The sequence below is a fragment of the Streptomyces sp. NPDC028298 genome (assembly GCF_055565895.1).
On the sequence record NZ_JBVHTL010000002.1, the window covers coordinates 367,715 to 388,870 of the forward strand.

Here is a 21,156-nt window from a genome sequence, read left to right on the forward strand (position 1 = left end):
CTTGCGAGAAGGTCGATGGCCAAGAAGGCGAAGAAGCAGTCCGGGGGCACCCCCGCCACGGTGGCGCTGACGGAGGCGGGCGTCCCGTTCACCGTCCACGCCTACGAGCACGATCCCTCCCACCCGTCCTACGGCGAGGAGGCGGCCGAGGCGATGGGCGTGTCGCCTGAGCGGGTCTTCAAGACCCTGGTGGCGGACGTGGACGGCGCGCTCGTGGTCGCGGTCGTCCCGGTGGCCGGCTCGCTCGACCTCAAGGCCCTCGCCACGGCCGTGGGCGGCAAGCGGGCGGCGATGGCCGACCCCGCTGCGGCCGAGCGCACGACGGGGTACGTGCGCGGCGGCATCTCGCCCCTCGGCCAGCGCAAGAGGCTCCGTACCGTCCTGGACTCCTCGGCCTCCGGGCACGCCACGATCTGCGTCTCGGCGGGCCGCCGCGGCCTGGAGGTCGAGCTCTCCCCCGGTGACCTCGCGAAACTCACGGAGGCGGTGTCCGCACCCGTCGGACGGACGTGACCGGCCCGCGGCGCCCGGGGGCGGCACCGCCCGCGCGGCCCCTCGACGGATGCCCCTTCCTCGGTTAAGCACGAGGGGCATGTCGAAGAGAACCCGCAAACGCAAGTGGCGCATCAAGAAGGGCCGTTCCAACCACGGCCGCCGTCCCGCCTGACCCCCGCCGTACGCGGGAAGGCCGGCCCGGCAGCCGTTCCCACGGCGTCCGGACCGGCCCTGACTCCCCGAGGCTCTGCGACAGGCTCTGGGGCCTGAAGTCCTTTCGGCGGCCCCTAGGCGGCCGGAGGCCCCTTCGGCGGCGTGGCGGCCGGGTAGGGCTGCTGCTGGTACGGGTCGGGGTCGCGGGGGCCGAACAGGGCCATGAGGCCGAGGTGGACCACCAGCGCGCTCAGCGACCACGCCAGCAGCGCGCCCTTGGCGCCGAGCTTCAGCGGCGCGGAGAACGTGACGCCCTTGCCCACGGCCTTGGCGTGCGCGACCACGTTCTGCGTGGGGCCGAGCCAGATCCCGACCCGCCAGGCGAGCAGCGAGCCGAGCAGTCCGCCGAGGGCGAGCGCGATCACCAGCGGCACACCGCCGCGCCGCCGCACGAGGAACACGACCAGCGCGCTCAGCGCTCCGAAGCCGAGCGCGAGCAGGGTGAAGGTTCCGTCGACCCCGATCGCCTGCTCCCCCTCGGTGTCCTTGAGATACACCGCGGTGGCGTCCGCGACCAGCGGCACATGGGGGGTCAGCCACGCCCAGAGCACCCCGAGCAGAGCCCCCGCGAGGGCGACCACGACCGTGATCACGGCGGCCTCCCGCACTTCGGTCTTCATGCCGGGTCCGTCCTGTCCGTAGGAGACCTCGTACGCGCCCGGGTACACGGGGTGACCCGCGGGGCCGGGAGCGGGCTGAGTCTGCCAGGCAGGGTGCGGTGGCCGCCGATCCTCGGGGGACTGTTCGTGCGGCGGGGGAGGTGGAGTCAGCGGAGCGGTCACCCTGCCATCGTGCCAGGCCCCGCTGTGGGCCGCGTCACCGGAGCCGCGTCACCGCACGGCGGCCCGGCGGTAGGCCCAGGCCGCGAGGGCCAGCGAGACCACCCCGACCCCGCCGCAGACGGCGAGATCGCCGACGACGGCGGCCCAGTCCGGACTCGGGCCGAAGGTGCGGGCGAAGGCCTCGACCCCGTAGGTCGAGGGCAGCAGGTCCCGGAGGTACTGCACCGGGGCCGGCATCCGGTCCGCCGGGAGGACGCCCAGCAGCAGGGCCGCGGACATGCCCATCTGGCCGAGCAGCGTGGCCAGCTCGGGCCGCGGCGCGAGCAGCCCGAACGCGGCCCCGAGCCCGGCGAGCGCGGCGCCCGACAGGGGGACGACCGCGGCCAGCACCCACAGATGGGCGAGCGGCAGCCCGAAGAGCAGGCAGCCGAAGACGGCCGTGACGAGGGTGCCGGGCACGGTGAAGGAGGCGTACGCGGCCGCGGCCCCGAGCACCACGGCCGCGGGCGGCACCGGCAGCGTCGCGTAGTGGTCGAGCCCGCCGCTCGCCCGCAGTTGCCCGAAGTACTGGGCGAGCAGGTTGAGCGCGACGAAGGCGACGACCAGGACGGTGGAGCCGGCGACCACGGCCCGCGCCTCGGCGCCTCCGTCCACCACCCCCCGCATCATGATCATGATGCCGAGGGACTGGAAGGTGGCCACGAACAGCAGCGGGATCCGGGCGACACGGGCGCGGGAGAGCTGCGCCCGGTACACGGCGGCCAGCGAGGGCCACAGCCGCGCCCGCGGCCCCAGCTCCGCGGCCGTGCCGGCGTACTCGGCCAGGGGCAGCGCGCTGCCCGGCAGAACTCCAGCGGGTACGGCACTCACGTCGAACTGCTCCCCTTCGTCGGCAGCCGTCCTGTTCCGCTCACGTACGACGCCCCTCTCCCGTACGGATTCCACGCCCTGGACACTCACGCCTTCACCAGTCCCTGCGTCGCGTGGCCGCCGAGTGCCAGGTACACGTCCTCCAGGCTCGGCGTGGCCAGGGTGAAGTCGTCGAGTGCGGCGAAGGCGGCGCCGCCGGTGACCGTGGCCACGGCCGCGCGGGCCTCCTCGGGCGCGAGCCGCAGCGTCCAGCGGCGGCCCGACTCGACGGCGCGGTCCCGCAGCGCGGCGACCTCGGGGACGTGCAGCGGGGCGTTCTCGCGCCAGACGAGCTCGACCCGCACCTCGCCCGCGACCTGTTCCTTGAGCCCGGCCGGGGTGTCGCAGGCGATGACCCGTCCCTCGTCGAGGACGGCGACCCGGTCGAGGACCGTCTCGGCCTCGATGACGTTGTGGGTGACGAGCAGGACCGTGGCGCCGTGTTCCGCGCGTCGCCGGTCGACGGCGGCCCACACGGCGCGCCGGGCCACCGGGTCCATGCCGGTGGTGGGCTCGTCGAGGACGAGCAGCGGGCGCCGCCCGACGAGGGCCGCGGCGAAACAGGCGAGCCTGCGCTGTCCGCCGGAGAGCTTCCTCAGGGGTCGGGAGGCGAGCGCGGTCAGGCCCAGTTCGTCGAGGACGGCGTCCCGCTCGGCCCGTGCCGCGCGCAGGTCGAGCCCGCGCAGCCGCCCGGTCGTCTCGGCGGCGAGGGACACGGTCAGCTCGTCCAGGGCGGTGGACTCCTGACCGAGGTAGGCGAGGATGCGGGCGGCCCGTTCGGGGTGGCGCACGATGTCGTGCCCGAGGATCTCGACGCTGCCGCTGTCGGGGCGCATCAGCCCGGTGAGCTGGCGTACGAGGGTGGACTTGCCGGCGCCGTTCGGCCCGAGCAGTCCGAAGATCTCGCCCCGGCGGATGTCGAGACGTACCCCGTCGGTGGCTCTGACCTCGGGCGTGGCGGGTCGTCCGCGGCGGCCGCGGACGGCCGGATAGGTCTTGGTGAGACCTCGCACGGCGCACACGACATCGCCCCTTTGTCCCGTAGGGGCCGTCTGTGCCGTGCGCGTACTCACGAAGGACGAGAGTACGTGGTCCGGAGCCCCGGGATGCGCCCGGGGCCGTGGCGGGCCCCGGGCGAAGGCCTGCGCGGCCTGTGTCCGGGGCCGGGGATCACTCCCCCGCGGGCGCGTGCTCCGTCGCCGTGCGCACGTCGATCTCCCGCCAGAATCCGGCGCGGATCGCGTACCGGTCGTGCTCGTCGATCTGGTCGTCCTTGTGCGCGAGCAGGCCGAAGCGGGCGGCGTAGCGCAGCAGCTCGCCGTCCACCCGGTGGGGGACCCGCGGGTACATCGCCGACAGCTTCTGCAGATGGCTCGGGTCGGTGAGGCGTCCCATCCAGCGGCGCGCGAAGACCTGGCCCACCTCGTACGGGTCGCCGCCGACCGTGGTGATGTCCTCCTCGCGGTCCGCCCAGCGCTGCTCGGCGGAGGTGAGCTGGGCGAGCGTCGGCAGCGCGGCGGCCTCGGGGGACTCCGCGGTGGCGCCGGGCCGGTCGACCCAGCCCTTGTCCGAGGACCAGCGCAGCGTGGCGTTGGCGGGGTGCTGGGCGGGCTGGGTGCCCGGTCCGCGCAGCGCGGCCAGGTCCTTCGGTGTGGGGACTCCCTTGGCCGAGGGCACCCGTTCCTGGGTGCCGTTCGGCGATTCGGCCGCCTGGTGGTGCTCGGTCTCCTGGGCGGAGCGCTCGGCGGCGGCCGCGAGCGCGGACTCGGGCAGCGGCGCGGAGAGGATGGCGGCGATCTCGGGGCGCGGCACGGGCGGCGGGGCGCAGACCCCGCCGACCTCCTTGGCGCGGACCGCCTTGATGATCCAGGCACGGTCGAGCACCCGCCGCTCGTCGGCCTCGGCGACCAGGTCCTCGGACTGGTTGTAGTCGCCGTCCGCGGCCTGGACGGCCCACAGGTGGACGGCCACGCCGTGCTCCTTGGCGGCCATCATGCCCGGCAGCAGATCGCCGTCGCCGGTCACGAGGACGATGTCGGAGCAGGCCCGGTTGCGCGCGAGCTCGGTCAGCTCGGCGTGCATGGCGGCGTCCACGCCCTTCTGCGCCCACCGCCCGTCGCTGCGGGTCAGGGCGCCGAGGCGCACCGTGACCCGGGGCATCACGCGCAGCCTGCGGTGTTCGGGCTGGGGTACGCGGTCGGGGGCGCCGTCGAACCAGTAGATGCGCAGCAGGGGCCGTTCGGTGTCGGACTCGGCGCGCTCCCGCAGACCCTGGATGAGGGCGGTGTGGTCGACGGTGATCCGGGATCGGGACGGCTCCCCCGCGAGGAGGCTCGCGGCGGCCCCGAGCAGATACCCGGCGTCCACCAGGACGATGCAGCGGTCCACGCGATCCACCCTCTTTCCGGGAGGTTTGCTTCGGGCTTCCTTGGAGTCTGCCCGACCGTGCGGAGGTTAACGGCCGGAACTCGATCTTCGGCGTGGCGGATCGGAAGAACACCTGCCGACAGGTCTTATTACGCACGGTAATTCTACGAAATGCGCTGCTTGTCAGCCTATGTGAATCTGGTCGCGGCCCTGGCCCCTAGATCCCCCACAGGAGGCAGATCACCATGGCCAAGAACAAGAATCGCAAGCAGGGCGGCCATCAGGACCGCTCCTCGCAGGCCGAGCGTGCGCAGGAGCAGGCCCAGCGGTCGTCGGCGCAGGCACAGCAGTCGCCGATGTCGCAGGCCCAGGGCAGCCCCGCTGATGTTGCCCGTAAGCATCAGAGGCGTTTCGGCCACAACTGAGGCCGCCGCGCGGGCCGTTGAGGCCCAGACACGCATCGAGGGGCGCATCCCGTACCGGATGCGCCCCTCGATGCGTCTGCGTGTCTCCGCCGCGCGGCGGTGGGCTAGCCGGCCAGGCAGGCCGGGCCGAGCAGCACCTTCAGGTCGCCGAAGAGCGCCGGGTCCGGCTTCACCCGGTGCCGGTCGAGCCGCAGGACCGTGGTCTTGCTCGGGCCCTGGAGCCGGATGCGGACCTCGCTCTCGCCCTTGTGGTGGCTGAGGATCTCGCCGAGCCGGCTGACCATCGGCGGAGTCACCTTCAGCGCCGGGATGGTGAGGATCACGGGGGCGTTGGTGCCCGCGTTCGACAGGTCCGGGACCTGGAGTTCCATCGCGACCAGCCGCGGCACGTCCTCGCGCTTGTCGAGGCGTCCCTTGACGAAGACGACCGCGTCCTCGACCAGTTGCGTCGACACGAGCTGGTAGGTCGCGGGGAAGAACATGCACTCCATGGTGCCCGCGAGGTCCTCCACGGTGGCGATCGCCCAGGCGTTGCCCTGCTTGGTCATCTTGCGCTGGAGGCCCGAGATGATGCCGCCGATCGTGACGACCGCGCCGTCCGCGTGCTCGCCGCCGGTGAGCTGGGAGATGCCCGCGTCGGCCTTGTCGGACAGCACGTGCTCCAGGCCGAACAGCGGGTGGTCGGAGACGTACAGGCCGAGCATCTCCCGCTCCTGGGCGAGCAGATAGGCCTTGTCCCACTCGTCCGTGGTGAACTCCACGTCGAGCCCGAAACCGGGCTCGCTGGTGTCCTCGTCCCCCATGCCGCCGAAGAGGTCGAACTGGCCCTCGGCCTCCTTGCGCTTGACCGCCACCACGTTGTCGATCATCGGCTCGAACTGCGCGGTGAGGCCCTTGCGGGTGTGCCCCATCGTGTCGAAGGCGCCCGCCTTGATCAGCGACTCCGTGGTGCGCTTGTTGCAGGCGACGGCCTCGACCTTGTCGAGGTAGTCGGGGAACGAGCCGTACTTCCCCTTGGCCTTGCGGCTGCGGATGATCGACTCGACGACGTTCGTGCCGACGTTGCGCACGGCGGAGAGGCCGAAGAGGATCACGTCGTCGCCCTGGGCGGCGAAGTTCTGCTCGGACTCGTTCACGTTGGGCGGGAGCACCTTGATGCCCATGCGCCGGCACTCGTTGAGGTAGACGGCCGACTTGTCCTTGTCGTCCTTCACCGAGGTGAGCAGGGCGGCCATGTACTCGGCCGGGTAGTTCGCCTTCAGGTAGCCGGTCCAGTACGAGACGAGGCCGTACGCGGCGGAGTGCGCCTTGTTGAAGGCGTAGCCGGCGAAGGGGACCAGCACGTCCCACAGGGCCTGGATCGCCTCGTCGCTGTAGTTGTTCTTGCGCGCGCCCTCCTGGAAGAGGACGAAGTTCTTCGCCAGCTCGTCGGGCTTCTTCTTGCCCATCACGCGGCGCAGGATGTCGGCCTCGCCGAGCGAGTACCCGGCGATGATCTGGGCGGCCTTCTGGACCTGCTCCTGGTAGACGATCAGGCCGTAGGTGACGGCCAGCACCTCTTCGAGCGGTTTCTCCAGCTCGGGGTGGATCGGTGTGATCTCCTGGCGGCCGTTCTTGCGCTCCGCGTAGTTGATGTGCGAGTTCATGCCCATCGGGCCCGGGCGGTACAGGGCCGAGACGGCGGAGATGTCCTCGAAGTTGTCGGGCTGCATCTGGCGGAGCAGCGAGCGCATCGGGCCGCCGTCGAACTGGAAGACGCCGAGCGTGTCACCGCGGCAGAGCAGTTCGAAGGTCTTGGGGTCGTCCAGCGGCAGGGCGAGCATCTCCAGGTCGACGCCCTTGTTGGCCTTCACCATCTTGATGGCGTCGTCCATGATCGTCAGGTTGCGCAGACCCAGGAAGTCCATCTTGAGCAGGCCCAGCGACTCGCACTGGGGGTAGTCCCACTGGGTGATGGTCACGCCGTCGGTGTGCCGCACCCAGATGGGCGCGTGGTCGACGATGGGCTCGCTGGACATGATCACGCCGGCGGCGTGCACGCCCATCTGCCGGACCAGGCCCTCGACGCCCTTGGCGGTGTCGATGACCTTCTTCACGTCCGGCTCGTTCTCGTACATCCCGCGGATCTCGCCCGCCTCGCCGTAGCGGGGGTGCGAGGGGTCGGTGATGCCGTTCAGGTCGATGCCCTTGCCGAGGACGTCGGCGGGCATCGCCTTGGTGAGCCGGTCGCCCATCGCGTACGGGTAGCCCAGCACGCGCGCGGAGTCCTTGATGGCGTTCTTCGCCTTGATCTTGCCGTACGTGCCGATCATGGCGACCTTGTCGGCGCCGTACTTCTCGGTCACGTACCTGATCACCTCGACGCGCCTGCGCTCGTCGAAGTCGATGTCGACGTCGGGCATGGAGACGCGCTCGGGGTTGAGGAACCGCTCGAAGATCAGGCCGTGCGGGATCGGGTCGAGGTCGGTGATGCCCATGGCGTACGCGACGATCGAGCCGGCCGCGGAGCCGCGGCCCGGTCCCACCGCGATGCCCTGCTTCTTGGCCCACATGATGAAGTCGGCGACGACGAGGAAGTACCCGGGGAACCCCATCTGGATGATGACGTCCATCTCGTACTCGGCCTGCTTCTGGCGGTCCTCGGGGACGCCGCCGGGGAAGCGGCGCTCCATGCCGAGGCGCACCTCCTCCTGGAACCAGGTGACCTCGGTGAAGCCGTCGGGGATGTCGAACTTCGGCATGAGGTTCTTCGCCTCGAACATGCCGGTCGTGTCGATCTGCTCGGCCACCAGGAGCGTGTTGGCGCAGCCCTCCTGCCAGGCGTCCGAGGAGTCGACGGCGTACATCTCGTCCGTCGTCTTCAGGTAGTAGCCGGTGCCGTCGAAGCGGAAGCGGTCCGGGTCGGAGAGGTTCTTGCCGGTCTGGATGCACAGCAGGGCGTCGTGCGCCGTCGCCTCGTGCGCGTACGTGTAGTGCGAGTCGTTCGTCACCAGGGGCGGGATGCCGAGCTTCTTGCCGATCTCCAGGAGCCCGTCGCGGACCCGGCGCTCGATCTCGATGCCGTGGTCCATCAGCTCCAGGAAGTAGCGGTCCTTACCGAAGATGTCCTGGTACTCGGCGGCCGACTTCAGGGCCTCGTCGAACTGGCCGAGGCGCAGCCTGGTCTGCAGCTCGCCGGAGGGGCAGCCGGTGGAGGCGATGAGCCCCTCCGACCACTGGGAGATCGTCTCCTTGTCCATCCGGGGCCACTTCTGGAGCCAGCCCTCGGCGTACGCGTCCGAGGAGAGCTTGAAGAGGTTGTGCAGGCCCGTCCGGTTCGCCGCCCAGATCGTCTTGTGCGTGTAACCGCCCGAACCGGAGACGTCGTCGCGCTTCTGGTGCGGCTGGCCCCACTGGATCTTGCGCTTGTTGCGCCGGGACTCCGGGGCGACGTACGCCTCGATGCCGATGATCGGGGTGACCCCCGCCTTCTTCGCCGTGTGGAAGAAGTCATAGGCGCCGTGGAGGTTGCCGTGGTCGCTCATCGCGATATGGGTCATGCCCATCTCGTTGCACGCGTCGAACATGTCCTTCAGCCGCGCGGCACCGTCCAGCAGCGAGTACTGGGTGTGGACGTGCAGGTGCGTGAACGGCGGCTTCGACACGGTTTCGGCCTCCAGGAAGAACCATCGGTTACAGGCTGCGGACAGTCTGGGGGGTCAGCGTCGAAGTCTATGACGCGGGACTGACACTCGGCGGAGGATCATCCGTACCGTCGTACGGGGGCCCGTCGTCCGGCGTGTGCGTTCGACGCCGGAACCCGGGCACTCCCGCGTATGTTCGTCCGTTGGAAGTGGACGGACCCCCTTGTCCCGGGGCGGCTCGCCCGCCTCGTCATGTCACGCACCACCTGCACCAGGAGGCACCCAGCGATGTCGGTCCCGCAGCTCAGCGCCGAGCAACGCGGCGAGCAGATCCTCGCCGTCTTCGACACCGCCTTCGGCGAGCTCCTGGCCGCCGACCCGGCCGCGTTCCGCGTGAAGTTCCGCAAGATGGCGGCGTCCGCCTTCGCGTTCTACCGCGGCACGGCGGCGCTCTTCTACCACGACCTCGACCAGGACCGGCGGGGCGGCCCGTACCTGGACGAGCGCACCTCGCGCGTGTGGATCCACGGCGACCTGCACGCCGAGAACTTCGGCACGTACATGGACGCCCAGGGCCGTCTGATCTTCAACGTGAACGACTTCGACGAGGCCTACGTCGGACCCTTCACCTGGGACCTCAAGCGCTTCGCCGCCTCCGTGGCCCTCATCGGGTACGCGAAGGCGCTCAGCGACGAGCAGATCACCGAGCTGGTGCGGGTGTACGCGGCCGCCTACCGCGAGCGCATCCACGCGCTGGCCACCGGCGCCAAGAGCGACGAGGTGCCGCCCTTCACCCTGGACACCGCCGAGGGCCCGCTCCTGGACGCGCTGCGCGACGCGCGCTCCCTGACCCGCTTCGGGCTCCTGGACTCGATGACCGAGATCCGTGACTTCGAGCGCCGCTTCGCCCCGGGCGGCGGCTCCATCGAGCTGGACGCCGCCACCCGGTACAAGGTCCTCGCGGCCTTCGACGGCTATCTGGAGACGCTCCCGGAGTCCTCGCTGACCCGCCCGGACTCGTACCGCGTGAAGGACGTCGTCGGCCGCCGCGGCATCGGCATCGGCTCGGCCGGCCTGCCCTCGTACAACATCCTTCTGGAGGGCAACAGCGACGCCCTGGAGAACGATGTGGTGATCTACATCAAGCAGGCCCAGACCCCGGCCGTCTCCCGGCACATCACGGACGCCGCGATCCGCGGCTACTTCCGGCACGAGGGCCACCGCACGGTGATCTCGCAGCGTGCCCTGCAGGCGCACGCCGACCCGTGGCTGGGCTGGACCGAGCTGGACGGCGCGGGCCAGCTCGTCGCCGAGGTCTCCCCGTACGCGGTGGACCTGGACTGGGGCGACATCGACGACCCCGAGGAGATCGCCTCGGTGGTCGCGGACCTCGGCCGCTCCACCGCCACGATGCACGCGGCGGCGGACGACGAGAGCGGCCACTCGGAGCTGGTGCCGTTCTCCACGGAGCGGGCCATCGACGCGGCCATCGCGGCCGACGAGGACGGCTTCGCCGACCTCCTGGTGGACTTCGCGCACAGCTACGGCGGCCGCGCGCGAGCCGACCACCAGATCTTCGTGGACCTGTTCCGCAACGGACGGATCCCGGGCCTGTAGAGCACACGGCCGCCCACGGACCGTCACCCACGGCCGGCCGCCCCACAACGCTCCCGTAACGCACAGGAACCCTTTAGGGGACGCTTACGGGAGCGCGTGGGAGACTCACCTCTGCTATGGACATATCCGGGACCCAGCTCAGAGCCGCGCGCGCGGCCGTGTTCACGGCTGTCGTCGTGACGCTCTCCGCCGCGTCGCACGTGCTGCTGTCCCGGATGCCGCTGCCGCTGACCACCGTGGCCGCGATCAGCGCCGCCGTCTTCGCGCTCTCCTTCGCGCTCGCGGGCCGCGAGCGCGGCTTCGGCCGCATCGCCGCCCTGCTCGTCCCGCTGGAGCTGGCCGCCGACACCGTGTTCACGACCGGCCAGCACGTCTGTTACGGCGCGGCGGGCGGCCCGGTCGCGGGCCCGCTGCGCTCCGTCGGCCTCGACGTGCTGTGCGGCGGCACGGTGGGGACCCCGCTGTCCCGGGTGACCGGCGGCGCCCCCGACCGCGCCGCCGCCCTGCTCACGCACGCCGACCCGGCCGCGGCCTGGCTGCTGCTCGGCGCGCACGTCGCCGTCGGCCTGCTCGCCGCCGCGTGGCTGCGCCGGGGCGAGCGCGCCCTGGACCAGCTCGTGCGCGCGGTGGCCGCCTCGACCTTCCGGCCGCTGCTGCTCGCCGTCGCCGCGGTGACCGTACGGCCGGCCCCGGCCCTTCGGCCGGCTCGCACCGCGCACCGGCCGGCCGCCGCCAGGACCCGCCTGTTCACGCACTCCCTGGGACGCCGCGGACCGCCCCTCAGGGCCGTTTCCGCCTGAACCCTGAGCACCAGCAGTCCCCCTTACGTATTCCGCGTACCACGTTGTGCGCGTCCCCGATGGAGAACACCACCATGAGCAAGCGGAACAGCCAGGCGTCGAAGACGGCGGCGCGCGAGAAGCTGCGCCTGGAGCGCGAGCGCCAGGCCAAGCGCGACAAGATCAAGCGCCAGGGGATCGTGGCCGGTTCCCTCGTCGCGGTCCTCGCGATAGCGGGCGGCATCGGCTACGCCGTCGTACAGAACAACAAGCCCTCCCAGTGGGAGGCCGTCGCGAGCGACACGGTGGTCGCCCCGGCGAACACCACGGGCAAGGACGGCACGACCGTCGTCATCGGCAAGGACACCGCCAAGAAGACCCTGAAGCTCTACGAGGACCCGCGCTGCCCGATCTGCGCCTCCTTCGAGCAGACCGTCGGCCCGACCGTCACGAAGGACCTCGACGCCGGCAAGTTCAAGATCCAGTACATCGGCGGCACGTTCCTCGACGGCGACTCCGACAAGAGCGGGAAGATCAAGATCGGCTCCCGCGGCGAGGGCTCGAAGAACGCCATGAGCGCCATGGGCGCCGCGCTGAACGTGAGCCAGGACGCCTTCCTGGAGTACAAGAGCGCGCTCTACTCGGCGAAGTACCACCCCGAGGAGACGACCGACAAGTTCAAGGACGACGCCTACCTCATCAAGGTCGCGAACACCGTCCCGGCGCTGAAGAACAACGCCAAGTTCCAGGACGCGGTCAAGAAGGGCACGTACGACGCCTGGGCGCTGGCCATGTCCGAGACCTGGAACAACAACAAGGACGGCGTCACCGGCACGCCGAGCCTGGTCATGAACGGCAAGAAGCTCACCGGCTCGGACGGCCAGAACGCCCCGATGACCGCCGCCGAGTTCACCACGGCGATCGACGCGGCCCTCAAGGCCTGACCGGCCGGCACCACGGCGGCCCCGCGCGATCCCGGACCGTACCGGGAGCGGGGCGGCCGACCCGGGTGACCTGTGTGGTCCTGGTGACGTGAGCGGCGAAAAGCCAAAGAGCGGGCGAACTTTTCCAGTTCGCCCGCTCTTGGCTTGTACTGATCGGTAACCTCATCGCCCGTGACCAGTCGACTCAGATCAACCAACCCCGGGGACGCCCTCAACTCCCGCGCCCCGCGCCGCCGTACGGTCGTCAAGGCCGCGGCCGCCACCGCCGTCCTCGCCGCCCCGCTCGCGGCCGCCCTGCCGGCCCGCGCCGCCGAGGCACCCGTCTTCCTGCACGGCGTCGCCTCCGGTGACCCGCTGCCCGACGGCATCCTGCTGTGGACCCGGGTGACGCCCACCTCCCAGGCGATACCCGGCTCCGGGCTCGGCCCGGACACCGAGGTGAGCTGGACCGTCGCCCGGGACAAGGCGTTCACCTCCGTCGTCGCCACGGGTTCCACCGTCGCCACGGCCGCCACCGACCACACCGTCAAGGCGGACATCCGCGGCCTGCAGCCCGCCACCGACTACTGGTTCCGCTTCTCCGCCGGCGGCACCGACTCGCCCGTCGCGCGCACCCGCACCACCCCGGCCGCCGACGCGTCCGTCGCCGGCCTGCGCTTCGGCGTGGTCTCCTGCGCCAACTGGGAGGCCGGCTACTTCTCGGCGTACCGCCACCTCGCCGCCCGCAACGACCTGGACGCCTGGCTGCACCTCGGCGACTACATCTACGAGTACAAGTCCGGCGAGTACGGGACCCGCGGCACGGTCGTACGGCCGCACGCCCCGGCCAACGAGATCCTCACCCTCGCCGACTACCGCACCCGGCACGGCCGTTACAAGACCGACCCCGACCTCCAGGCCCTGCACCACAAGGCGCCGGTCGTCGCGATCTGGGACGACCACGAGTTCGCCGACAACTCCTGGTCGGGCGGCGCGGTCAACCACACCGAGGGCGCCGAGGGCACCTGGACGGCCCGTCAGACCGCCGCCAAGCAGGCCTACTTCGAGTGGATGCCGGTCCGTCCGGCCATCGCCGGAACCACCTACCGCCGGCTGCGCTTCGGCAAGCTCGCCGACCTCGCGCTGCTCGACCTGCGCTCCTTCCGGTCGCAGCAGGCGTCCACCGCCAGCGGCTCGGTCGACGACCCGGAGCGCACGATCACCGGCCGCGCCCAGCTCGACTGGCTGAAGTCCGGGCTCAAGTCCTCGGACACCACCTGGCGGCTGGTCGGCAACTCGGTGATGATCTCGCCGTTCGCGGTGGGCTCGCTCTCCGCCGACCTCCTCAAGCCGCTCGCCAAGCTCCTCGGGCTCCCGCAGGAGGGCATCGCCGTCAACACCGACCAGTGGGACGGCTACACCGACGACCGCCGCGAACTGCTCGCGCACCTGCGGTCCAACGCCATCCGCAACACGGTCTTCCTGACCGGTGACATCCACATGGCCTGGGCCAACGACGTGCCGGTGGACGCCGGTACGTACCCGCTGTCCCCGTCCGCCGCCACGGAGTTCGTCGTCACCTCGATGACGTCCGACAACCTCGACGACATCGTCAAGGTCCCCGAGGGCGTCGTCTCGGCCGTCGCCTCCCCGATCATCCGCGCGGCCAACCGCCATGTGCACTGGGTCGACACCGACCGCCACGGCTACGGGGTCCTGGACATCACGGCCGACCGCGCGCAGATGGACTACTACGTGCTGTCCGACCGCACGAACCCGAACGCGACCTCGTCCTGGGCCCGTTCGTACCGCACGCGCAGCGGCACGCAGACGGTGGAGCGGACGTACGACCCGGTGTAGTCCCCCGGGGCTACAGCGAATCGAGGAAGCCGAGCGCCACCTTCCAGGTGGCCTCGGCCGCCTCGGCGTCGTAGTCCGGCAGGTCCGGGTCGGTGTAGAGGTGGCCCGCGCCCGCGTAGCGGTAGATCTCCACGTCGGCTCCGGTTCTCTGCATCTGGAGATACCAGGCGCTCAGCCAGTCGTCCGTCTCGAACTGGTCGGGCTCGGCGACATGGAGCTGGACCGGGAGCTCGTCCACCGAAGCGCTCTCGGCGATGTCCGACGTGCCGTGCAGCAGGAGGAGTCCGCGGGCCTTCTCGTCGCCGAGGGCCAGGGTCTGCCCGACCGAGGCGCCGAGGGAGAAGCCGGCGTAGACGAGGCCGCGGTCGGAGTAGGGCGCGGCGGCCAGGACCGCCCGCTTGAGCAGCTCGTCCTTGCCGATCCCGTCGCTGAAGGCCATGCCCTCCTCGACGGTCTCGAACGTGTGCCCCTCGAAGAGGTCGGGGGTCCACACCTCGTGGCCCGCGGCGCGCAGCCGGTCCGCCGCCGCGCGCACCGCCGGCCGCAGACCGTAGGTCGAGTGAAAGAGCATGATGTTCATGGACTCCATGGTGCCAGCCGGCACCGACAGCGCCGCTCCGGGCCGTCCGGCGGGGTGGGCGCCGGAGCGTCCGGTGGGGTGGACCCGGGCCGGTCGCCCGGATGCCCCGTCCCTGTCGCCCGGCCGGCCCGGGCGGGGTCGCCGGGGTGCCCCGGAGCGATCCCCTGGGATACCCCGTTCCGCCCGGAGAACACATGTTCATGACGCCGGTGGCCGGTTAGCTTCTCAGGCATGGAGAACGTACTGCGCCCGGTGATCGTCGTCGGTGGCTCGGTCGTCCTCACGCTGCTCATCGGATGGTCCGTCGACCGTCTGCTGCGGCGGGCTGACGACCGGCACAGCGAGGCCTCCCTGTGGGGTCTGCTCCGCCGCGGCCGAGTCCCCTTCCAGCTCGTCCTGTTCGCCGCCCTGCTCAGAGGCTCCTACGCCCAGGTGAGGCTCCTGGTCGAGCACCGGATCGGCATCGGCCGGACCCTGACCCTGATCCTGATCGGCGCGGCCGCCTGGCTGGTGGTGAGCATCGCCACGGCGGTCGTCGAGACCTCGTACAGCCGCTACGCGAACGCGCACCGCGATCCGGCGCGGATCCGCCGGGTCCGCACCCAGGTCACGCTGATCCAGCGGGTGGTCACCGCGGTCGTCGGTGTCGTCGCCGCCGCCGCGATGCTGCTCACCTTCCCCGCGATGCGCGCGGCCGGCGCCTCGCTGCTGGCCTCGGCCGGGATCCTCGGCATCGTCGCCGGTGTCGCCGCCCAATCCACCCTCGCGAACCTCTTCGCCGGACTCCAGATCGCCTTCGGCGACATGGTGCGGCTCGGCGACACCGTGGTGGTCGACGGCGAGTGGGGCACGGTCGAGGAGATCACCCTGACGTTCCTGACGGTACGGACGTGGGACGAGCGCCGGATCACCATGCCGGTGTCGTACTTCACCTCGAAGCCGTTCGAGAACTGGTCGCGCGGCACCCCCCAGATGACCGGCATCGTCTTCCTGCACCTCGACCACTCCGCGCCGGTGGAGGCGATGCGCGGGAAGCTGCGCGACATCCTGCGCGAGTGCCCGGCCTGGGACGGCCGCGACTACGGCCTGGCCGTCACCGACTCGACGCCCAACACCATGCAGGTGCGCGCGCTGGTCACCGCGAAGGACGCGGACGACATCTGGACGGTACGGGTCACGGTCCGCGAGCAGTTGATCCGCTGGCTGACCGAACAGCACCCCTACGCGCTCCCCCGCGTCAACACCGCCGAGGCGGCGCTGCTCCCCGGCCAGGGCCCCCGTACGGGCCGCACGGAGCCGGAGGCGGCGGCGTCCCGCCCCCACCACGCCCGCCACGCCCACGAACCGCCCCGCACGGGCCCGGGCCGCGGCTGACCCGGGTGCTCCACCGGTGCCGGCGAACGCGTCCGGCACCGGTGGACGCCCCGGCGGGCGTCAGCGGAGGCTTCGGACGTCCAGGTGTCTCAGGACGCGGTCCACGATCTCCGGGTCGGCCCCGGGCTCGCTCCGCGCGGACAGCACCTCGTGCCGGGCCGCGCTCATCATCTCGCCCTGGATCCGCCGCATCCGCTTCATCCGCCGGACCCGCTGCACATGCGCCTCGCGGCGTTCCTCGTCCCCCATGTCGGGGCTGATCCGCACACCGATCTCGAAGGCCCGGCGCAGCAGTTGCTCGGAGACCTCCTCCGGCAGCTCCTCCACCTCCTCGATCTCCCGCAGCCTCCGCTTCGCGGCCTTGGCGGCCCGTACCGCGAGCTCCTTCTCGAAGGCCTTCTCGACGTCCTCGTCGGCCCGCACCCCGAGCCTTCTGACGAGCCAGGGCAGGGTGAGCCCCTGGATCACGAGGGTCGCCATGATCACCCCGAAGGCGATGAACACGATCTCGTCGCGGTCCGGGAACGGCGAACCGTCGTCCATCTCCAGCGGGATCGCGAGCGCCAGGGCCACGGAGGCGACCCCGCGCATCCCGGCCCACCACATGACCACGGTCTCCCGCCACGAGGTCGGGATCTCCTCGTCGTAGTCCCGCTTGGCGTGCAGCCGCTTGGTCAGCCAGGTCGCGGGCAGCAGCCAGGCCAGGCGTACGAGCACGACCACGACCACGATGGTGGCGGCCCAGCCGAGCATCTCGCCCCAGCGGCCCGACGCCGTACGGATCGCGTTGTGCAGTTCGAGGCCGATGAGCCCGAAGGCGACGCCGGTGACGAGCGTGTCCACCACGTCCCAGACGGTCGACCCGGCGAGCCGGGTCAGGACGTCGTCGGCGTCGGTGGCGTACTCCGCGAGGAACAGGGCCGTGGTGAGCACGGCGAGCACCCCGGATCCGTGCAGTTCCTCGGCCGTGACGTACGCGACGTACGGCACGAGCAGGGTCAGCCCGATCTGCAGGGTGGCGTCGCCGACCAGCGTCATCAGCTTGTTCGCGGCCCAGCCGAGGGCCACCCCGACGACGAGGGCGACGACGGCGGAGAGCACGAGGTCGAGTCCGGCCCGCCAGGGCGAGAAGGTTCCGCTGACCGCGGCGGCGATGGCCACGTGGTAGAGCACGATGGCCGTGACGTCGTTGAAGAGGCCCTCGCCCTCCAGGATCGACACCAGGCGGCGCGGCAGCCCGAGCTGTCCCGCGACGGCGGTCGCCGCGACCGGGTCGGGGGGCGCCACGAGGGCGCCCAGCGCGAAGGCGGCGGCGAGCGGCAGGCCGGGCACGATCGCGCTCGCGACGGCGGCGACCGCCAGGGTGGTGACGAACACCAGGGCCACCGCGAGCAGGAAGATCGGGCGCCGGTTCGCGGCGAACTGTCTCCACGAGGTGCGGCGCACCGCGGCGTACAGCAGCGGCGGCAGCAGCGCCGGCAGGATCAGCTCCGGCGGGATGTCCACGTTCGGGACGAACTCCAGCACGGCCAGCACCATGCCGAGCAGGGTCATCAGGACCGGCGCGGGAAGCCCGAACCGCTCTCCGACCGGGACGCTGACCACGGCCCCGAGCAGCAGCACGAACAGCAGGGCCAACTGATCCACGGTCAGCGCTCCGGGTCTAGACGATCAAGGGCGGTCCAGACCTCAAGCGTGCCACGCCGCTAGGGCGATACCTCGCTCACAGGGCCTTGCGCATCGCGCGGTGCGGCATGTCCGCGTCCTCGAACTCCGGACCGTACGCCACGTATCCGAGCCGTTCGTAGAACCCCAGCGCGTGGGTCTGCGCGTGCAGGTCCACTGCGGTCAGGCCCCGCGCGCGTGCGGCGGCCTCGATGGCCCCGACGAGCGCGGCGCCGACGCCGAGCCCGCGTGCCTCGCGCGTCACGGCGAGCCGCCCGAGCGAGCCGACGGCAGGATCCCCGCCGACCTTCGCCGCGGCGGCCTCGCCCTCCAGCAGTCGCCCGGTGCCCAGGGGCACGCCGTCCTCGCGGATCGCCAGCACGTGCAGGGCGCCGGGGTCGTACGCGTCGTACTCGATGTCCTGGGGGACGCCCTGCTCGCCGACGAAGACGTCCTTGCGCACCGCGAAGCAGGCCTCACGGTCGGTGGCGTCCTCGGCGACCCGCACCTCGTAGGCGACGCCGCGCACGGCCCGGGAGAGGCCCGTCGCCGCGTCCGGACCGCCGCTCACGCGTTGCTCTCCTCACGGACCTTGTCCAGGGCGCGCTGGAGGTCCTCGGGGTAGCCGGTCTCGAACTCCACCCAGCGGCCGTCCGCGGGGTGCTCGAAGCCGAGCCGCACCGCGTGCAGCCACTGGCGGGTGAGGCCGAGGCGCTTGGCGAGCGTGGGGTCCGCGCCGTAGGTGAGGTCGCCGACGCAGGGGTGGCGGTGGGCGGACATGTGGACGCGGATCTGGTGGGTGCGCCCGGTCTCCAGCTTGATGTCGAGCAGGGAGGCGGCGCGGAACGCCTCGATCAGGTCGTAGTGCGTGACGGAGGGCTTGCCCTCGGCCGTGACCGCCCACTTGTAGTCGTGGTTCGGGTGGCGTCCGATGGGCGCGTCGATGGTGCCGCTGGTCGGGTCCGGGTGGCCCTGCACGAGCGCGTGGTAGCGCTTGTCGACCGTGCGCTCCTTGAACTGGCGCTTGAGCGAGGTGTACGCGTACTCCGACTTGGCGACCGTCATCAGGCCCGAGGTGCCCACGTCGAGGCGGTGGACGATGCCCTGGCGCTCGGCCGCGCCGGAGGTGGAGATGCGGTAGCCGGCGGCCGCGAGACCGCCGATGACGGTCGGGCCCGACCAGCCGGGGCTGGGGTGCGCGGCCACGCCGACGGGCTTGACGATCACGAGCACGTCGTCGTCGTCATGGATGATCTCCATGCCCTCGACGGGTTCGGCGACGATCTGCACGGGCGCGGGGGCTCCGGGCATCTCGACCTCGAGCCAGGCGCCGCCGTGCACCCGCTCGGATTTGCCGACCACCGAGCCGTCGACCGTGACCTTCCCCGCCGCGGCGAGCTCCGCGGCCTTGGTACGGGAGAAGCCCAGCATGCGGGAGATGGCGGCGTCGACGCGCTCGCCCTCCAGGCCGTCGGGCACGGGCAGGGTGCGGATCTCGGGAATGGTGCTCACCCGTCGAGTATGCCGGACGGCTCGGACACCGCCTGACCACCGTCCGAACGCCAGTGCCCGGCGGGAGCCTCCCCGCGGCGTCGTACGGGCCGCGGGACGGCCCCGTACGGCGGCGGGGAGCTGGTCAGTCCTTGTGGACGGTGCCGTCCGGGTCCAGGCCCCGGAAGGACAGCAGCACGATCAGGATGCCGCCGCAGACGATCGCGGAGTCGGCGAGGTTGAAGACGGCGAAGTGCTTGGGTGCGATGAAGTCCACGACCGCGCCCTCGAAGACGCCGGGCGAGCGGAAGACGCGGTCGGTCAGGTTGCCGAGCGCGCCGCCCAGCAGCAGGCCGAGCGCGATGGCCCACGGCACGCTGTAGAGCTTGCGGGCGAGCCGGGCGATGACGACGATCACGGCCGCCGCGATCACCGTGAAGATGATCGTGAACGCCTGGCCGAAGCCGAAGGCGGCGCCCGCGTTGCGGATCGCCTCGAACCGCAGCCAGTCCCCGAGGATGTCGATCGAGTCGTGGTGCTCCAGCTTCGCCACCACGATCATCTTGCTGACGAGATCGAGGGCGTACGCCAGCACGGCCACCGTGAAGAGCACGGCGATCCTGCGCTTGCCCCGGGGCCGCTCGGCCGGGGCCGGGGCGTCGGCGCCGGACCGGTCTCCGGACGCCGCGTTCCCGCCGGTGTGATCCGGTTCGGCCCCCGCCGTCCCTGGAATCTCCGGCGTACCGATGATGCGCTCCGCCTCTGCCACGTGAGTGAGTCCCTCGACCTAGGTTCCTGACTGAGGACGAGGGTACGGCACACGCTCGCGGGCCCACGTGCTCAGGAGCGCTCGGGGCCGCGAGGCGGTGCCGCTCCCCCGCGGCACCCGGGGGATCAGTGCCTGCGCTCCTGCTTCTGCTTGCACTCGACGCACAGCGTGGCGCGCGGGAAGGCCTGCATACGGGCCTTGCCGATGGGATTGCCGCAGTTCTCGCAGAGCCCGTAGGTGCCCGCGTCGAGGCGGTCCAGGGCGTGCTCGGTCTGCTCCAGCGTTTCCCGCGCGTTCGAGTTGAGCGCCATCTCGTGCTCGCGTGTGATGTTTTTCGTACCCGTGTCCGCCTGGTCGTCACCCGCGCCGTCGCCGGAGTCCCGCATCAGGCCCGCGAGAGCCTCCTCGGACGACGAGATCTCGGCACGCAGCCGCAGCGCCTCCGACTGGAGCTCCGCGCGGGCCGCCGCGACCTCGTCCGGGGTCCAGGGGTCCTCGCCCGGCCGCACCGCGAGCTCGCCGGGCTCGACCGCGGCGATCCTCGCCTTCGGTACGGCGGTGGCCTTCTTGGCGGCCGTGGCCGCGCCACGGGTCTTCTTCGCAACCACCGTCGTGGCTCCCGTCGTCTTCGCGGCCGCTGCCGCGCCCTGGGCCGCGGAAGCGGCCGTCTTCCTGGCCGTACCGGTGCTCTTCCTCGCCGTGCCCGTGCTCTTGCGCGCCGCGGAGGCGGCGGACCTCCCGGACGCGGGCTTCCCCGCGGCGGTCGCCGCCTTCTTCGCGGTGGTCTTCCCGCCGGCCGTCTTCCTGCCCGCGGCCTTCGCGGACGCGGTCCCGGAGGAGGCCGCCTTCGCCGCGGACGTCTTCGTCCCCGGCGTCTTCGCCCCGGCCGCCTTGGTCCCGGCGGCCTTCGTCCCGGCCGTCTTCGTCCCGGCCGTGTGCGCGTCCTTCTTCCCGTCCGTCTCCCTGGCCGCCGCACTCGTGGATCTGCCCGACGCCGACTGCTGTACGGCGGTCTTCTTCGCCACCATGGCCGCGGCCCCTTCACATATTGTGATCTTGCTCGCGAATCGTGCTGGGACGATAAATCGACTTCCGGCCCGCGGCAACGGGACCCGGCCACGATTCGCCCGCCACGCGAGCCCCGCGCGGCGAGTCTGCCTCCGTTGTGCCCAGCTCCCCGCCGGGTAATCCGCCGGGACCGGCGTCCCGGGATCCGGACCCGCGCACCTCGCCATTCGGGTCACCGCGCAGGCCACGGCCGTGACCGGGAAAACCGGTCGGCCG

The 21,156-nt window shown here is 71.6% G+C and carries 18 protein-coding genes; 7 read left to right on the forward strand and 11 right to left on the reverse strand.

The annotated features are described in order from the left end of the window. Positions 1-15 precede the first annotated feature (15 nt). A complete protein-coding gene (ybaK, locus tag ACZ4TO_RS10200; protein WP_382796312.1) occupies positions 16-513 on the forward strand; it encodes a Cys-tRNA(Pro) deacylase in 498 nt (165 codons plus the stop codon). 269 nt (positions 514-782) lie between these two features. Here ybaK and ACZ4TO_RS10205 read toward each other — a convergent pair whose 3' ends face one another. The 4 genes from ACZ4TO_RS10205 to ACZ4TO_RS10220 form a co-directional block, all read right to left on the reverse strand. Next, on the reverse strand, positions 783-1,490 hold the full coding sequence (locus ACZ4TO_RS10205; RefSeq protein ID WP_385047627.1) for an AAA family ATPase: 708 nt from the start codon (positions 1,488-1,490) through the stop codon (positions 783-785). Between the two features lie 48 nt (positions 1,491-1,538). Next, positions 1,539-2,360 carry an ABC transporter permease gene (locus tag ACZ4TO_RS10210; protein ID WP_468024359.1) on the reverse strand — a complete coding sequence of 274 codons (822 nt, stop codon included), beginning with the start codon at positions 2,358-2,360 and terminating at the stop codon, positions 1,539-1,541. Between the two features lie 86 nt (positions 2,361-2,446). After that, positions 2,447-3,421: an ABC transporter ATP-binding protein gene (locus ACZ4TO_RS10215; protein ID WP_382796316.1), complete on the reverse strand. Its 975-nt coding sequence runs from the start codon at positions 3,419-3,421 to the stop codon at positions 2,447-2,449. A gap of 148 nt (positions 3,422-3,569) precedes the next feature. After that, positions 3,570-4,787 carry an NYN domain-containing protein gene (locus ACZ4TO_RS10220; RefSeq protein WP_382796317.1) on the reverse strand — a complete coding sequence of 406 codons (1,218 nt, stop codon included), beginning with the start codon at positions 4,785-4,787 and terminating at the stop codon, positions 3,570-3,572. Positions 4,788-5,011: 224 nt separating this feature from the next. Between ACZ4TO_RS10220 and ACZ4TO_RS10225 the strand changes: the two genes are divergently transcribed. Then, a complete protein-coding gene (locus ACZ4TO_RS10225; protein WP_103554547.1) occupies positions 5,012-5,191 on the forward strand; it encodes a hypothetical protein in 180 nt (59 codons plus the stop codon). A 104-nt stretch (positions 5,192-5,295) separates the two neighbouring features. Here ACZ4TO_RS10225 and dnaE read toward each other — a convergent pair whose 3' ends face one another. After that, complete coding sequence (gene dnaE / locus ACZ4TO_RS10230; protein WP_385047632.1) at positions 5,296-8,835, reverse strand: DNA polymerase III subunit alpha; 3,540 nt, start codon at positions 8,833-8,835, stop codon at positions 5,296-5,298. A gap of 267 nt (positions 8,836-9,102) precedes the next feature. On the opposite strand from dnaE, the gene ACZ4TO_RS10235 reads away from it, so the two are divergent. The 4 genes from ACZ4TO_RS10235 to ACZ4TO_RS10250 all read left to right on the forward strand — a co-directional run bounded on the left by ACZ4TO_RS10235 (position 9,103) and on the right by ACZ4TO_RS10250 (position 13,993). Continuing rightward, entirely contained in the window at positions 9,103-10,431 is a 1,329-nt protein-coding gene (locus ACZ4TO_RS10235; protein WP_382796321.1) for a DUF2252 domain-containing protein, read from the forward strand. Positions 10,432-10,547: 116 nt separating this feature from the next. Continuing rightward, entirely contained in the window at positions 10,548-11,231 is a 684-nt protein-coding gene (locus ACZ4TO_RS10240) for a hypothetical protein (RefSeq protein WP_382796323.1), read from the forward strand. Positions 11,232-11,305: 74 nt separating this feature from the next. Further along, entirely contained in the window at positions 11,306-12,154 is an 849-nt protein-coding gene (locus ACZ4TO_RS10245) for a thioredoxin domain-containing protein (protein WP_382796324.1), read from the forward strand. A gap of 171 nt (positions 12,155-12,325) precedes the next feature. Next, positions 12,326-13,993, forward strand: coding sequence for an alkaline phosphatase D family protein (locus ACZ4TO_RS10250; RefSeq protein ID WP_382796325.1), 1,668 nt, complete (start codon positions 12,326-12,328; stop codon positions 13,991-13,993). A gap of 10 nt (positions 13,994-14,003) precedes the next feature. Here the strand turns inward: ACZ4TO_RS10250 and ACZ4TO_RS10255 are convergent, their stop codons facing one another. Further along, a complete protein-coding gene (locus ACZ4TO_RS10255) occupies positions 14,004-14,573 on the reverse strand; it encodes a dienelactone hydrolase family protein (protein ID WP_382796327.1) in 570 nt (189 codons plus the stop codon). Positions 14,574-14,804: 231 nt separating this feature from the next. Here ACZ4TO_RS10255 and ACZ4TO_RS10260 point away from each other — a divergent pair, with 231 nt between their 5' ends. Next, positions 14,805-15,947, forward strand: coding sequence for a mechanosensitive ion channel family protein (locus tag ACZ4TO_RS10260; RefSeq protein WP_385047639.1), 1,143 nt, complete (start codon positions 14,805-14,807; stop codon positions 15,945-15,947). A 60-nt stretch (positions 15,948-16,007) separates the two neighbouring features. Here ACZ4TO_RS10260 and ACZ4TO_RS10265 read toward each other — a convergent pair whose 3' ends face one another. The 5 genes from ACZ4TO_RS10265 to ACZ4TO_RS10285 all read right to left on the reverse strand — a co-directional run bounded on the left by ACZ4TO_RS10265 (position 16,008) and on the right by ACZ4TO_RS10285 (position 20,900). Next, positions 16,008-17,594, reverse strand: coding sequence for a Na+/H+ antiporter (locus ACZ4TO_RS10265; protein WP_382796330.1), 1,587 nt, complete (start codon positions 17,592-17,594; stop codon positions 16,008-16,010). 76 nt (positions 17,595-17,670) lie between these two features. Then, a complete protein-coding gene (locus ACZ4TO_RS10270; protein WP_382796348.1) occupies positions 17,671-18,141 on the reverse strand; it encodes a GNAT family N-acetyltransferase in 471 nt (156 codons plus the stop codon). Positions 18,142-18,179: 38 nt separating this feature from the next. Further along, entirely contained in the window at positions 18,180-19,124 is a 945-nt protein-coding gene (locus ACZ4TO_RS10275; RefSeq protein ID WP_382796331.1) for an RluA family pseudouridine synthase, read from the reverse strand. A 124-nt stretch (positions 19,125-19,248) separates the two neighbouring features. Next, complete coding sequence (gene lspA / locus ACZ4TO_RS10280; RefSeq protein WP_382796333.1) at positions 19,249-19,872, reverse strand: signal peptidase II; 624 nt, start codon at positions 19,870-19,872, stop codon at positions 19,249-19,251. A gap of 125 nt (positions 19,873-19,997) precedes the next feature. Further along, positions 19,998-20,900: a TraR/DksA family transcriptional regulator gene (locus ACZ4TO_RS10285; RefSeq protein ID WP_382796335.1), complete on the reverse strand. Its 903-nt coding sequence runs from the start codon at positions 20,898-20,900 to the stop codon at positions 19,998-20,000. Between the last annotated feature and the right edge of the window lie 256 nt (positions 20,901-21,156).